The 13,066-nt window shown below is 34.7% G+C and carries 13 protein-coding genes and 1 pseudogene; 12 read left to right on the top strand and 2 right to left on the bottom strand.

Annotated elements, in window-relative coordinates:
* The 12 genes from Q0X52_RS05780 (at nucleotide 1) to Q0X52_RS05730 (ending at nucleotide 9,825) form a co-directional block, all read left to right on the top strand.
* A complete protein-coding gene (locus Q0X52_RS05780) occupies nucleotides 1-699 on the top strand; it encodes a glycosyltransferase family 2 protein (RefSeq protein WP_297575956.1) in 699 nt (232 codons plus the stop codon).
* Nucleotides 686-1,576: a hypothetical protein gene (locus tag Q0X52_RS05775; RefSeq protein WP_297575954.1), complete on the top strand. Its 891-nt coding sequence runs from the start codon at nucleotides 686-688 to the stop codon at nucleotides 1,574-1,576. The genes Q0X52_RS05780 and Q0X52_RS05775 overlap by 14 nt, the downstream gene beginning before the upstream one ends.
* The gene (locus tag Q0X52_RS05770) at nucleotides 1,557-1,958 is read left to right on the top strand and encodes a thioesterase family protein (protein WP_297575952.1); all 402 of its coding nucleotides are present in this window, start codon (nucleotides 1,557-1,559) and stop codon (nucleotides 1,956-1,958) included. The genes Q0X52_RS05775 and Q0X52_RS05770 overlap by 20 nt, the downstream gene beginning before the upstream one ends.
* Complete coding sequence (locus Q0X52_RS05765) at nucleotides 1,955-2,482, top strand: outer membrane lipoprotein carrier protein LolA (protein WP_297575950.1); 528 nt, start codon at nucleotides 1,955-1,957, stop codon at nucleotides 2,480-2,482. The genes Q0X52_RS05770 and Q0X52_RS05765 overlap by 4 nt, the downstream gene beginning before the upstream one ends.
* On the top strand, nucleotides 2,479-4,575 hold the full coding sequence (locus Q0X52_RS05760; protein ID WP_297575948.1) for a hypothetical protein: 2,097 nt from the start codon (nucleotides 2,479-2,481) through the stop codon (nucleotides 4,573-4,575). Before Q0X52_RS05765 ends, Q0X52_RS05760 begins: the two co-directional genes overlap by 4 nt.
* A gap of 193 nt (nucleotides 4,576-4,768) precedes the next feature.
* Nucleotides 4,769-6,124: a [Fe-Fe] hydrogenase large subunit C-terminal domain-containing protein gene (locus Q0X52_RS05755; RefSeq protein ID WP_297575945.1), complete on the top strand. Its 1,356-nt coding sequence runs from the start codon at nucleotides 4,769-4,771 to the stop codon at nucleotides 6,122-6,124.
* Nucleotides 6,125-6,135: 11 nt separating this feature from the next.
* Complete coding sequence (locus Q0X52_RS05750) at nucleotides 6,136-6,459, top strand: iron hydrogenase small subunit (RefSeq protein ID WP_297575943.1); 324 nt, start codon at nucleotides 6,136-6,138, stop codon at nucleotides 6,457-6,459.
* Between the two features lie 15 nt (nucleotides 6,460-6,474).
* The gene (locus Q0X52_RS05745) at nucleotides 6,475-7,140 is read left to right on the top strand and encodes a cytochrome b/b6 domain-containing protein (protein ID WP_297575941.1); all 666 of its coding nucleotides are present in this window, start codon (nucleotides 6,475-6,477) and stop codon (nucleotides 7,138-7,140) included.
* Between the two features lie 156 nt (nucleotides 7,141-7,296).
* A complete protein-coding gene (locus Q0X52_RS05740) occupies nucleotides 7,297-7,629 on the top strand; it encodes a hypothetical protein (protein WP_297575939.1) in 333 nt (110 codons plus the stop codon).
* Nucleotides 7,630-7,894: 265 nt separating this feature from the next.
* Nucleotides 7,895-8,065: a hypothetical protein gene (locus Q0X52_RS05735; protein ID WP_297575937.1), complete on the top strand. Its 171-nt coding sequence runs from the start codon at nucleotides 7,895-7,897 to the stop codon at nucleotides 8,063-8,065.
* 177 nt (nucleotides 8,066-8,242) lie between these two features.
* Nucleotides 8,243-8,347 carry a hypothetical protein gene (locus tag Q0X52_RS07910; RefSeq protein WP_367173577.1) on the top strand — a complete coding sequence of 35 codons (105 nt, stop codon included), beginning with the start codon at nucleotides 8,243-8,245 and terminating at the stop codon, nucleotides 8,345-8,347.
* A 110-nt stretch (nucleotides 8,348-8,457) separates the two neighbouring features.
* Nucleotides 8,458-9,825: an amidohydrolase family protein gene (locus tag Q0X52_RS05730; protein ID WP_297575935.1), complete on the top strand. Its 1,368-nt coding sequence runs from the start codon at nucleotides 8,458-8,460 to the stop codon at nucleotides 9,823-9,825.
* 40 nt (nucleotides 9,826-9,865) lie between these two features.
* Here Q0X52_RS05730 and Q0X52_RS05725 read toward each other — a convergent pair whose 3' ends face one another.
* Nucleotides 9,866-10,414: a hypothetical protein gene (locus Q0X52_RS05725; RefSeq protein WP_297575934.1), complete on the bottom strand. Its 549-nt coding sequence runs from the start codon at nucleotides 10,412-10,414 to the stop codon at nucleotides 9,866-9,868.
* Nucleotides 10,414-12,807 (bottom strand): annotated as a pseudogene (locus Q0X52_RS05720) (molybdopterin-dependent oxidoreductase). The gene Q0X52_RS05725 and the pseudogene Q0X52_RS05720 overlap by 1 nt, the downstream one beginning before the upstream one ends.
* Nucleotides 12,808-13,066: the final 259 nt, after the last annotated feature.

Raw genomic sequence — 13,066 nt, 5'->3', positions numbered from 1 at the left:
ATGAGTAGAATTTGCTTTTTGATCCCCTACTATAACCACCCTGCAAAGATTGTAAAGCTTTGTGAGATTTTGAAAAGCTATGAGATTCCTATAATTTTGGTAGATGATGGAAGTAGCGATGGCTTTGATCTAACAAGTTTAGATGTGACGCTTTTAAGACACAAAACAAATCTTGGCAAAGGGGCAGCTCTTAAAACTGGCTTTAAATATGCGCTAAATCAAGGCTTTACTCACGCTTTTCAGATAGATGCCGATATGCAGCATGACTTAAAAAAGATTGATGAGTTTTTAAATCTCTATAAAAATTATAAAAGCTCCATAATTTGCGGATATGGCAGATATGACAGCACTGCTCCAAAAGCTAGAGTTTATGGCAGAAAGATAACCAACTTTTGGGCATATATCAACACTTTAGGCGGAAGTTTTAAAGACCTGATGATTGGTATGCGAATTTATCCGCTAGATGAGAGAGTTTTTAAAAAAACTAAGTCAAATAGAATGGAGTTTGACATAGAGGTGCTTATCAACTACTATAAATTTGGCTACAAATTTAGCTGGATTGAGGTAGATATAAACTATGAAAGTATCTCTCACTTTAAAATGCTTCGAGATAACCTTCTAATAAGCAAAATGCATGCAAGATGTTTTTTCTCCCTGCCAAAGTTTATCTACAAAAGAGTAAAAGATGCTTTGGTATAGACAGAGAGAAAAAGGGAGCGTTTTTCTGCTTAAACTCTCATTTTTGTTGGTTAAGTTTTGTCCAAATTTCATCTTAAAACCAATTGTTTTTTTAGTAAGTTTTGTCTATTTTCTCTTTAGCAAAGAAGAAAGAGCAAGTATCAGAGCCTTTCACAGAAATCTAAGCGGCAAAGAACCATCTAGCAAAACAGTTTTTCTAAACTTTTATAACTTTGCCATCTCTATTTGTGATAAAATCGCTGTTTGGATAGGTAAGATTGGGTTTGATGATGTTGTGCTTGAAAACAAAGAGCTTATACTTAAAAGCCTAATCTCTAAAAAAAGAGGCTCAATCATCATCTCAGCGCACTTTGGAAACATAGAGGTTGCAAGAGCCTTGAGCGGCAGTAAGCAAGATATCAAGCTTGCCATTTTGGCTCACAACAAAAATATGATGAAATTTGCAACTCTTATAAATAAAATAAGTTCCAAAAAGATAGAGGTTTTTGAAGTCTCAAATTTAGACATTGAAAAGATGGTGAAATTTAACGAATTTTTAGATAGTGGCGGACATCTTTGTGTCATGGCTGATCGCGTGCCTATTAGCTCAGATAGAGTTTTGAAGGTTGATTTTTTGGACAAAGTGGCACTTTTTCCAACGGGTTCTTTTGAGCTAGCAAGACTTTTAAAAGCTTCGATAGTTGCACTTTGGTGCATAAAAGATGGTGATAAATATCATATAAGCATAGATGAAATTGCAAAAGAAGTAAGAAGAGATAGTGTTAAAAACTCCCTTAATAGCTATGTTAGGGTGCTAGAAAAAAGATGTAAAGAGTTCCCAAATATGTGGTTTAACTTCTATGATTTTTGGAGCAAAGATGATAAAAAAAGTTTATAGATATAAAGTTCAGTTTTACGATGTAGATAGTCTAAATGTCGTTTGGCATGGAAATTATGTGAAGTTTTTGGAGGCTGCAAGGTGCCAGTTTTTGGATGAGCTTGGCTTTAATTATACGAAGATGAAAGATATGGGTTTTGCCTATCCTGTCGCAAAAATGGAGTTTAAATTTATAAATCCACTCTTTTTTAATGACGAGTTTGAGGTTGAAGTGGAGCTTTTAGAGATTGAGAGTTTTTTAAAGTTTTCATATCTTATTAAAAAAGGCACTCTTAAAATTTGCAAAGCGACAACTTCACAAGCTTGCGTTGAGATAGCAACTCGCCAAACTTGTTACGAAGCACCTGTCATTCTAAAAGAGCTATTAAAAGGAAAGATATGAGAAGAGTTTTTTTTGCACTCTTTATTTTGGTTTTTGCTAGCAATTTTACCTATGGAAGTGATGAAGAGAAGCTTAAAAGTTTGATTAAATTTAGCCAGGTAAGTGGCGAATTTAACCAGACAAAAAGGCTAAAAGCATTTAAAAATCCTCTCATTAGCAGAGGAATTTTTAAAATTTATAATAACACTTTTGAGCAAAATACAACAACTCCCTTTAAAACAGCTATAAAAGTCGATAAAAATGGCGTTTTTGAGTATAAAAATGGGCAGTTTGAAAAGATAAGATCAAATTTCGATGAAGATCTTTTTTTGGCAATCTTTACACTGGATTTTAACAAACTTCAAAAAAACTTTAACTACGAGATAAGTTTTGATGATGGTTGGAGTGTTGTTCTAAAGCCTGTTGGGATCATCTCAAAGGTTTTTACAAAGATAGAGATTAGCGGCAAAGAGTATGTTAGCAAAATAAGGCTTTGTGAGACAAATGGCGATGAGACGCTCTATAATTTTTTTAATATCAAATGAAAAAAAATCTACTTTTTATAGCTCTTTTTCTCTTTTTTAGCTTTAGTATTTTTTTAAATTATCATAAGATAAATGCAGATTTTTTCTCGCTTTTACAAATAGACAATTTGCAAGATGAAAATTTAATGCAAAATGAGAGCTTTGATAACTTTAATATCTTAGTAAAAGATGAAAATATCGCCAAGAAAATAGACAAAATGGCAGACTCTTCAGATCTTTTTGCAAAAAATGAGCTAAATTTAAGCGATTTTTTTGGGCTAAAACTTGCTCTTTTTAAAGATATAGACTCTTTAAAGGATGGCACTTTTTTTGAAAACTCAGCCAAAAAACTCTTCTTGCCAGGTGCAAATTTAAAAGATGATTTTTTCTCGATGATCGTCTATCCAAAGCTCTTAAATGCCCATTTTGACCTACAAACAGGCTTTTTAAAAACCAAAAATTATTATCTTTTAAACTATAAATTAAGAAAAAATTTCAATCAAAAAGAGCTTCTTGTTTTCTATGAAAAACTAAAAAACCAAAAAGAGGTATATATAAACTCACCACAAATTTATAGTAGCTATTCTAAAAATGTAGCCCAGAAAGAGAGCACTATTTTCGCCCTAGTTTCGCTTCTTTTGACAGCTATTTTTATCTACTGCGCCTTTAGTAGTTTTAGAGTTTTTACCATTTTATCTATAGTTTTGTTCTCCTTTGTCTGCGGACTTGGGATGAGTTTAATCATACTAAAAGAACTAAATTTTCTAACTATTGTCATCTCAACTAGCTTAATTGGGCTAATTATCGACTACGCAATGCATTTTTTAAGTGCAAATTTAGGAACTCCTTGCCAAAAAGAGAGCATAAAACCTCTTAAAAATCTCTTTTTAACAGCACTTTTTATCACAACTTTTGGCTACGCACTCTTTTTTCTCTCGCCTATGAAATTTCTACATCAAATTGCGACAGTTTCGATATTTTCTTTAGTTTTTGCATTTTTGATGACCTACTATAAATTTGGCGATTTTGTTGAAAATATCACTTTTAAAAAGACAAAACTCTTTAAAAAGCTCTTCAATAACTATATTTTTATGGTAAAAAATCTGAAATTTAACTACAAAATCAATCTTGCCATATTTGTTTTTATGGCTCTTTTTATCTATTTTTACAACCCTGCTTTGCTAAAAGATGAAGTGAAAAACTATGCAAATATGCCAGTCAAATTTACAAAAGATATAGCTATTTTTACAAAAGAGCTTGATATAAGAAGTGATTTTATCTTAGTTGATAAAAACTCATCAGAGAGCCTAGTAAAGGAGCTAAAAGAGCAAAATCTCATAGAAAATCCTCTCTATTTATCCTCTTTTTTAAATGATGAAGCTACTCAAAATGAGATAAAAAGCTACTTTAAAAGGGCAAAAGATGATGAGGGGATTTTAAATTTATATCTAAATTTAGGCTTTGAAAAAGAGGATATTTTAGAGCAGTTTGACAAGATTATAAATTTAAAAGTAGTAAGTTATAGCGAGGCGGCAAGAGTTTTAAATTTGGAGCTTAACCAGTTTTTAAACGGCGATAAAGAGATAGTAAGAAGCTCTTTTTTTCTTAAAAATGGCGAGTTTTACAGCATTTTAAAAAGATATGGCGCAAGCTATGTTGATTATGTTGGCAAGATAAATGAGAGTTTAAATTTCATAAAGATTGATGCACTTTTGATAAAGGCAGTTGGTTTAATTGTAGCCTTTATAGCGCTAGCTCTCTTTTTAACACCATCAAAAGCGTTTTTGATAGTCTCATATATCATCTTTAGCTCAGTAATGTCAGCTTTTATTTTTACAATCATTGGTAAAAATATAGATATTTTTGCAGTTTTTGGCTTTATTTTGGCAAGTGCTGCTGGAATTGACTATATGCTTTTTGCTTTCAATACTCATCTTAGAGTCAAAAAACGGATATTTGGCATAGTAACTGCAAGTTTTACAACAATACTTTCGTTTTTTATGCTCTCATTTAGCGCTACAGCGGCGGTGAGTAACTTTGGGCTTAGTGTAAGTTTAAATTTATTTATCATCTTAATAATTAGTTCAATTTTAGCTACAAAAAAGAGCCTTTAAATTTCAAAAACTTTCAAATTTAATCAGTAATTTTTATTGATAAATGACAATTTAATAATATTAGTGAATTTTATCAAAAAAATAGTGTTATATCTATCAATTTAGAGCGCTAAACGATAAATTTTTAATTTTATATTTATGTAAAAATAGTAATATTGCTATCAGTTATAATATTACATTTGAGGAGGTAATAATGAATGGATCAGTTTCTCATATAAAAACTTTTAGTCCGCCTGCCAATGCTTGGGGTGGCGATGCTAAGTTTGAGGGAACTTTTAGAAAAGGTGAGCTTAGAGGCATTATAAAAATCAATCAAGACAACTGTGTTGGCTGTAATACCTGTAACGCTTTTTGCCCAACAGATGCGATAGTTGGAAGCCTTGGAGTTGCACACTCTATTGATGATAATATGTGTGTTTTTTGCGGTCAATGCCTAATAAATTGCCCTTTTGGTGCAATTGAGCAGATGAGTTTTGTAGATACTGTTATAGAAAAACTTGACGATCCTAATAGTTTTGTTGTAGCACATCCATCACCTGCAACTAGAGTTGCTTTGGCTGAGGAATTTGGTGAGAAACCTGGAAGTGTTACTATAAACAAGATGTATAATGCTTTCAAAAAGGCTGGTTTTCATCTTTATGATGTAAATTTTGCCGCTGATCATACCATACTTGAAGAGGGAACAGAACTTATCAAAAAGATAAAATACTGGCTACTTGGTGAGCGTTCGGCTGATTTGGAGCATCTAGCAGATCATCCATTTCCGCACTTTACAAGTTGCTGTCCTGCGTGGGTTAGAAATGCTGAGATTTTTCATACCGAACTTCTGCCACATCTTTCAGGTGCAAAATCCCCTATCCAAATGGGCGGACCACTAGCTAAAGCTTGGGCTGCAAAACATGTATGGAAAGTAGATCCAAGATCTGTCTATATGGTACCAGTAACACCTTGCACTGCTAAGATTTTTGAGGCTAGCCGACCTGAGTTTAACTCAGCTTGGAAATTTTTAGTTGAAAATGGAGAGATTCCAAGTGATACACCAAGTTTTCCAGATATAGATGCAGTTCTTACGGCAAGAGAAATTGCAACTATCCTAAAGAAAAAAGGTATCAATCCGCTAGAGATGTCTGATGAGTGCGAAGAAGACGTTATGAATGTCTATAGTGGTGGTGGAACTATCTTTGGCAATAGCGGTGGAGTTATGGAGGCGGCTTTAAGAACTGCTTATTTTATCTTAAGCGGCGAAGAGTTAAGAGATCCTGAACTTACACCAGTAAGAGGATATGGCAATGATATTGTTGAAGCCGTTATTCCAATCCCTCTAAAAGATTATGGTGGCAAAATAATAGAGCTAAAGATAGCTGTTGTAAATGGCGCTTCTAAAAATGTCAATGAGATAGCAAGAAGATTGATTAGTGACAAACATAAATATCATTTTATAGAGGTTATGACCTGTCCTGGTGGCTGTGTCAATGGTGGCGGACAGCCTGTTAGAAACATGGGAACATCGTGGTTACATCCACTTTTACCACTTCCATTAAGAGCTTGAAAGGATAGAAGATGGCAAAATATGTTGAGAAAAAAGTTAGTAGCATAATAAACAGAAGAGATTTTCTAAAGGTTGCAGGCATTGGAGTTTCTATTATTGCAGTAACTGGCTATGCCATTACTGATATAGTAAAAAAGAGAAAATCCTACATCTCAATGCGCCAAGAAGGATTATATAATGATGATAAAAGACTTCAAAAGGTAAAGCTAACTGCATCGCACAACAATCCAAGTGCTTTTAAGGCATATAGAGATCTAAACACCGAACCTATGGGCAAAGTAGCACATGAGCTTTTGCATACAGATGTCTATGTCGATAGAGCAAACTTAGTATAAATTTAGGAGATATCAATGAAAACTGTAGAAGATAAAGTTTTAAAATTTCCACTAAGCGAGCGTGTATTTCACTTTGTAAATATGGTCACTTGGCTAGTTTTAGCTTTTAGTGGGATAATTGTCTATTTTAAGTTGATAGATGTAAGTAGTGTTAAATTTTGGATGGATTTACACATCTGGGTTGGCGCCCTATTTACAGTAAATTTTGTAGGATTTGTTTTATTGAACTTCGATAGATTTTTCCTTATGATGAGAAATTTACTCATTTGGGACAAGGATACAATAGCTTGGTTTAAAAATTTTGGTGGATATCCAAAAAAGATCTTGAATATAAATTTTGGACCTGAAGAGGTCGCGCCACAAGGTAGATTTAATGCAGGTCAAAAAGGAACTTATCTATTTTTTATCTTTATGATATTTGCACTTATTGTATCTGGTTGGATTTTGTTTGTACTTGCTCCAGTTGTTGGAAAAAATACCATGGTCTTTATGTTTTATCTACACGTTTGGGGCTCGATAATTGCTACAGCTGTAGCGTTGTTTGGACATTTGCCGATGGCACTTTTAAATATGGACGATTTTAAAGCTATGTTTGGCAATGGCGAAGTTCCAATGGATACTGCCAAAGAGCACTCACCAAAATGGGTAGAGCAAGATTTGGTAAAAACTGAAAAGATATAGGACAAAGATTAGAGAGGATTAGGCAGTGGGAAAAAGAGTGCCAATGGAGAATTTTGTAGATAAGAAAAAAAATAGAAGAGATTTTACAAAAACTCAAAATCCTACCAACAATTAAGTTTTAGAAACTATACAAAAGGCAAAAGAGAGCCGCATATAGTGCTTAGTTTAGAAGAGACAGCCACTCTTCTAAACAACAAAGACAAAGAGCTTGATGAGAGGATTTTCAAGGCAGTAGCCTATATAAAGAGTAGGTTTATGCGCCCTTTTTGTCCTATCTATATCTCTAGTCCATGTGTAAATAACTGCAAACATAGCGGTTTTAAGTCATCCAATAGCTCACTATCTAGAAAAATTTTAAAAAGTAATGAGATAGAGAGTGAGATTGGCGCACTGCTTGATAGCGGTCAAAAACGTCTTATAGCGGTTTATGGAGAGCATCCAAGAAGCGATCGCAACTACATAGCAAAAACTTGTTATAGAAATTTATAACATCTCCAAAGACAAAAGCAACATTAGAAGAATAAATATCAATGCTGAGCCGATGTTTGAAGATGAATACAGGGTTATTAGACGATGAGTTAAAACTCTTACTAAAGAACAACTCCTACAATGAAAAGCTTTTTATAAGATTAAGAGCCAAAAAACACCAATTTTATTTGCCATAAACAGAAAAATAGATGAAAAGCCGCAAAAAAACTGCTTGATGAGTTGGATAAATTTAGCAAGCATAAAGTCTGTTTAAATTTAGCAAGTGATGAAATTTATAAAAATTTATGATGAAATTCAAAGCCTTTCTACAACAATTACCAAAGAAAAGCTACTTTTTGATGGAATATTGTCAAAAGATGAGTTAGTTATCTTATACTCCAATAGATGCCTCGTCCCCAAAAGGTCGCCTTATACTGCCACAAATAACTGCCATTAGACCACTATTCAAACACTTATATCTCAAATTGCAACATAAACTCACTTTTACAAACTCACCAAAAGAGCTCAAAATTACAACCTTTTCTATAATTATGACAAGAAAAAAGGGCGATATTGCCATAGATAAAATTCCAATTTTTAAAGCCAGATATAAGCCACTCTAAAAATTTAAAAGATATCGACAGATACGCTCTTTATATATTGTAGCGGCTGTATGATAACTCAAAAAGCAATGACAACTCGCCAAACAAATGCCAAAAAAATAGAGACGTTTATATGACAAATTTTGAAGTGCTTATCTCAAAGACTGATAGAGTGACTGAAATATTTAGGTAGGTTTAAAAGGCTCTCTTAGCTATAATAAGTTTAAATTTTAATAAGGAGGCAAATTTGAAATACGACAAAGTTTTAAAAAATGTCAGGCTTGTGGATTATGAGCTTGACGTAGATGAGATCTGTGATGTTGCCATAGATGGCGGAAAAATAGCAGAGATATCCAAAGAGATAAGAGAGGCAAAAGAGATTTTTAGGCTAGATGGTAAGCTCTGTGTGCCAGGCATTATCGATACTCACATACACGCATCGCCTTGGCTTGGTGGAAAATATGCTCATAAAATGCTAGCGCTTAGTGGCGTTACAACTGCCCTTGATATGGCAGGTCCTGCAAAAGGAACTTTGGAACTTTTAAGAGATTATGGTTGTGGTATAAACTTAGCAACTCTAGAATATGTAAGACCAGCTCACACAGTAAAAAACGACAATCCAAGCAAAGCGGAGTTAAAAGAGCTTTATGAGCGAGTTTTGAGTGATGGCGGTATTGGAGTAAAACTTCTTGGCGGACACTATCCATTAACTACAGAGGCGATAGATAGAGCCATAGAAGTTGGCGATAGCTTGGGTGCCTATATAGCATTTCACGCAGGAAGCACAAAAAATGGTTCAAATTTAAATGGCGCATTGGAGGCAATAGAACTTGCCAAAAATAGGCCACTACATCTAGCACACATCAATGCCTACTGTAGAGGCGCCATAAAAGACTCAATAGATGAAGCAAAGACACTACTAGACAAGCTTGCAAAATCCCCAAATATCTTTAGCGAATCCTATCTTTCACCACTAAATGGCACTAGCGCAGAGATAATCAACAATCTCCCTGGAAGCAATGTAACTGCCACCTGTCTAAAAAATGCTGGATTTGAGTGTAGCAAAGATGGATTAAGAGAGGCGATATTAAAAGGTGTTGCCTTTGTAAATGTTGCTAAGGGCGATATAAATGTGCTTGAGTGCGGAGAGAGCGGAGTTAGGTATTGGCTTTCAAAAAATACAGACGCAACAGTTAGTTTTGTTGTCAATCCAATAGTTCCGCGAGTCTTGATAGCTACCAAAAAAGATAGCAACAATAAATTTATAGTAGATGCTATAAGCACCGATGGTGGCGGCATTCCGCGCAATGTTATCGTTCCATCTGGACTTGCACTAGTAGAGCTTGGCGGTTTGAGTCTAAAAGAATTTGTCCTAAAGACAAGTTTTAACCCTGCCAAAAGACTCTCTTTAAAGACAAAAGGAAGTTTAAAAGTTGGCAATGACGCTGATATAACCATCATAGATATGGAGAAAAAAGTGCCAACTATGAGTTTTATAGGTGGCAATCTCTGCTTAGAAAATGGCAAGATACATAAACTTCCATCAACTCTAATAACTACAGAAAAAGGAGAGAAAATAGCCAAAGAATTTGGGCTAAAAACATATATTGTCTAACTAGGTAGGTAGCTAAATTTAGCTACCTATTTTAACTGCCCTACTCTTCCTCTTTTGCAAAGCCATCTTTTGCATGAGCTTCTAAAAATCTCAAAATTCTAGCTTTTTCCTCATCATTTATCTTTGCAAAATACTGCATAGCTGATAGATATGCATCCCACTCATTCATTAGATGTTCAGCTGGGTGATGTCCTGCGTGACAGTTGGTACAAGTATCGTAGTAGATCAGCTCAACCTCTTCCCAAGATGGATACTCTCTATCTATCAAATCGCTACTTTTTATCAAAAATTTACTATCCTTGATAGCCTTGCCCTCTTTCAAATCAAAAAAGCTAACAAGTGGCATTTGCGTTGTATCGTCATTTTTATAGACTAAAACTTTCTCATCAAGATTTGAAATTTCCCCATTTACCTCTATCAAAGAGAACTCGCCGCTGTTTTCTATAACATTTACTGGTGTTCCTTCGTAAATTTGCCCTACTACCTCTTTTGTTTTTGGGTCTATAAGATCTGTTTTGATGTTATAAACCCACATATTTTTACCAAATCCAAATGTAACTAAAGCTACTAAAAATAAAAGTTTTTTCACTACATCTCCTTTACAACAGCCGCTTTTATGCCGCCATATGGTTTAACATCGACTTTTTTGATATTTGCAAGCGAACTATTTACAGCAGTTGCTTGAGCCATAGATGATGTTGAAGTGTTGGTGGTTAGGACATTGACATGCCCTGCGTTGCACCTTTTTTCGCTCTCATCTTCAGGATCATACCAAACACCCTCTTGTATTGATATAACGCCACTCATAATATCTTTAGTCACAACAGCACCTGCAAGAACAGCACCTCTATCGTTAAAGACTTCAACAGTATCGCCATCTTTTATGCCAAGTTTTAGGGCATCGTCGCTATTTATCATAACAGGCTCTCTATTGCCAACTTTATAGAGCTTTCTTACAAAGCAGTTATCAAGCTGTGAGTGAATTCTGTAAGTTGGGTGAGGACTTAATACATGAAATGGAAACTTAGCAACCGCTTTGCTATTGCCAAGCCACTCAGTTGGCTCTTGCCAAATAGGATGACCTTTAAAATCATCTAGCTTATAACTTGCAAATTTATCTGAGTAAATTTGAATCTTTCCAGTTTCAGTTCTAAGTCTATTGTTGATAGGATCTTTTCTAAAATCGCTATGGCGGACATATTTATATGCATCTTCTGATGGCTCAAAATGAACATAGCCCTTTTTCCAAAACTCATCAAATTCCATATAGTTTGGACAATCGCTTCTTTCATAGAAGTTTTTTATCCTCTCTTCTTTTGTCTTTCCACCACCTGTAAATCTTCTCCACTCTCTATCGCCTACTATTTTTGCCATCTCTTCAAAAACATCGTAGTCATTTCGCGACTCATATAGTGGCTCGATAACTTTTTTCATAGCATAAACATAGTCTTGAGAGTAGCTTCCACCATAACTTATATCATCTCTTTCAAGTGTTGTAGTTGAAGGCAAAACGATATCTGCCATCTTGGCAGTTGGGGTGTCCACCAAGGCTCATGAACTATCACAGTATCAAGCGTTCTTAGAGCTTTTATTAAGCTGTTTGAGTCTGGTTGATGACCTAAGGTATTGCAACCAACATTATAGAAAATCTTAATGTTTGGATAGATCATCTCCTCGCCCTTAAATTTGATTTTTTTGCCAGGATTTAGTATGGCATCGCTTACTCTTGAGGCTGGAATTTTAACTCTTACTTTATTTTTACCTTGAGCAAGACCACCAGGTAACATAACGCCACTTGATGCCTGCCCGCCACCTGTGTAGTGCATAGAAAAGCCAAATCCTCCACCAGGAAGTCCAACTTGACCGATAAATGAAGCAAGCACCATCAAAGTCCAGTCAGCTTGCTCGCCAAATTGTGCTCTTTGCATAGCCCAGTTTCCAGCCAAAAATATTTTTTACAAAAGTATCAGCCAAAGACTTGATAACTTTTTCATCAATTCCTGTGATTTTACTTGCCCAAGATGGAGTTTTCTCAACCATATCTTCTGTTTTTCCAAGCAGATAAGGCAAGAATTTATCAAACCCGTAAGTATATTTTTCAATAAAGTCTTTATCATATTGATTTGAAGTATAGAGATAGTGCATCATACCAAGCATTAAGGCAACATCGGTATTTGGACGTATTTTTATCCACTGGGCACTTAGTTTTTTAGCAATAGGAGTATATTGCGGATCAATCGTTATAAATTTGATGTTTGACTTTGCATATTTGTCATAATAAGGATTGTTTCCACGATTTGCAACTTTAAAGTCTATTTGATTGCACTTTAGGATATCGGCTCCCCACATAACATAAACTTGTGTGTTTTCCAAAATAACTTCGTGAGCAGTTTGAAGTGAATAAACCTCCAAGTCGCCAACTATAGTAGTATTTACCTTTCCAGCTGCACCATTACTATGCTCGCCGTCCATTGTAACTGCCCCACCAATAACGGTATTAAAAAATCTTCCCGTAGTTGCAGAGCAGTTATGAAGAAGTCCTGGATGTCCCCAGCCGCCATAACTAGCATTGTAAATTTCATCAGGCTTTACGCTTTGAAGTTTATCCAAAATTAGCTTAATTGCATCATCCCAACTAACTCTTATAAACTCTTCTTTGCCACGAAGTTCAGGCTTTGAGTTTGCTTTTATGCCTTTTGCTTCAAGATAGCTTTTTCTAACACATGGATATTTAACTCTTGTATCGCTATAAACTCTATCTATCCACGCCTCGCTCCATGGAACTTTTGGATCTTTGTCTGAAATTTGCGGTCTAATCTTTACAATTTTGCCACTCTCATCGACATCTGCGTAAAACGCTCCAACGTTTGAAGCTGTTGGAATGGACCTTAACTTTTCACTTTTGGCTAAAAGTTGAGTTGAGGAGAGCACAACGCCAGCTCCGCCAACTTTTTTTAAAAAGTCCCTTCTGCCTTTGTTCATTTCATCTTATTTTTGAATATAAATAATAATTTTGAACTAGATTATAACAAAATAATAGATTTAACAATAGCAGCTGTTTTAAATTGATTGTATAAATTTAAAACTTACAAAATATATTATAGTTATATTGTAAATTTCTCTAAAAGGGTCTAAATTTCAGCTAAAAACAGAGCTAAAAAGAGTTTTGGGCTAAAACTATGTTATAATTTAGACCAAATTTATTAGATAAATTTAGACAATAAACCACCGCCAAAAGGAG

Origin of the sequence: uncultured Campylobacter sp. (genome assembly GCF_947255105.1) — a bacterium.
Taxonomy (GTDB): domain Bacteria; phylum Campylobacterota; class Campylobacteria; order Campylobacterales; family Campylobacteraceae; genus Campylobacter_B.
The sequence above is the reverse complement of the archived record's forward strand: the minus strand, read 5'-3'. Positions and strand labels throughout refer to the sequence as shown.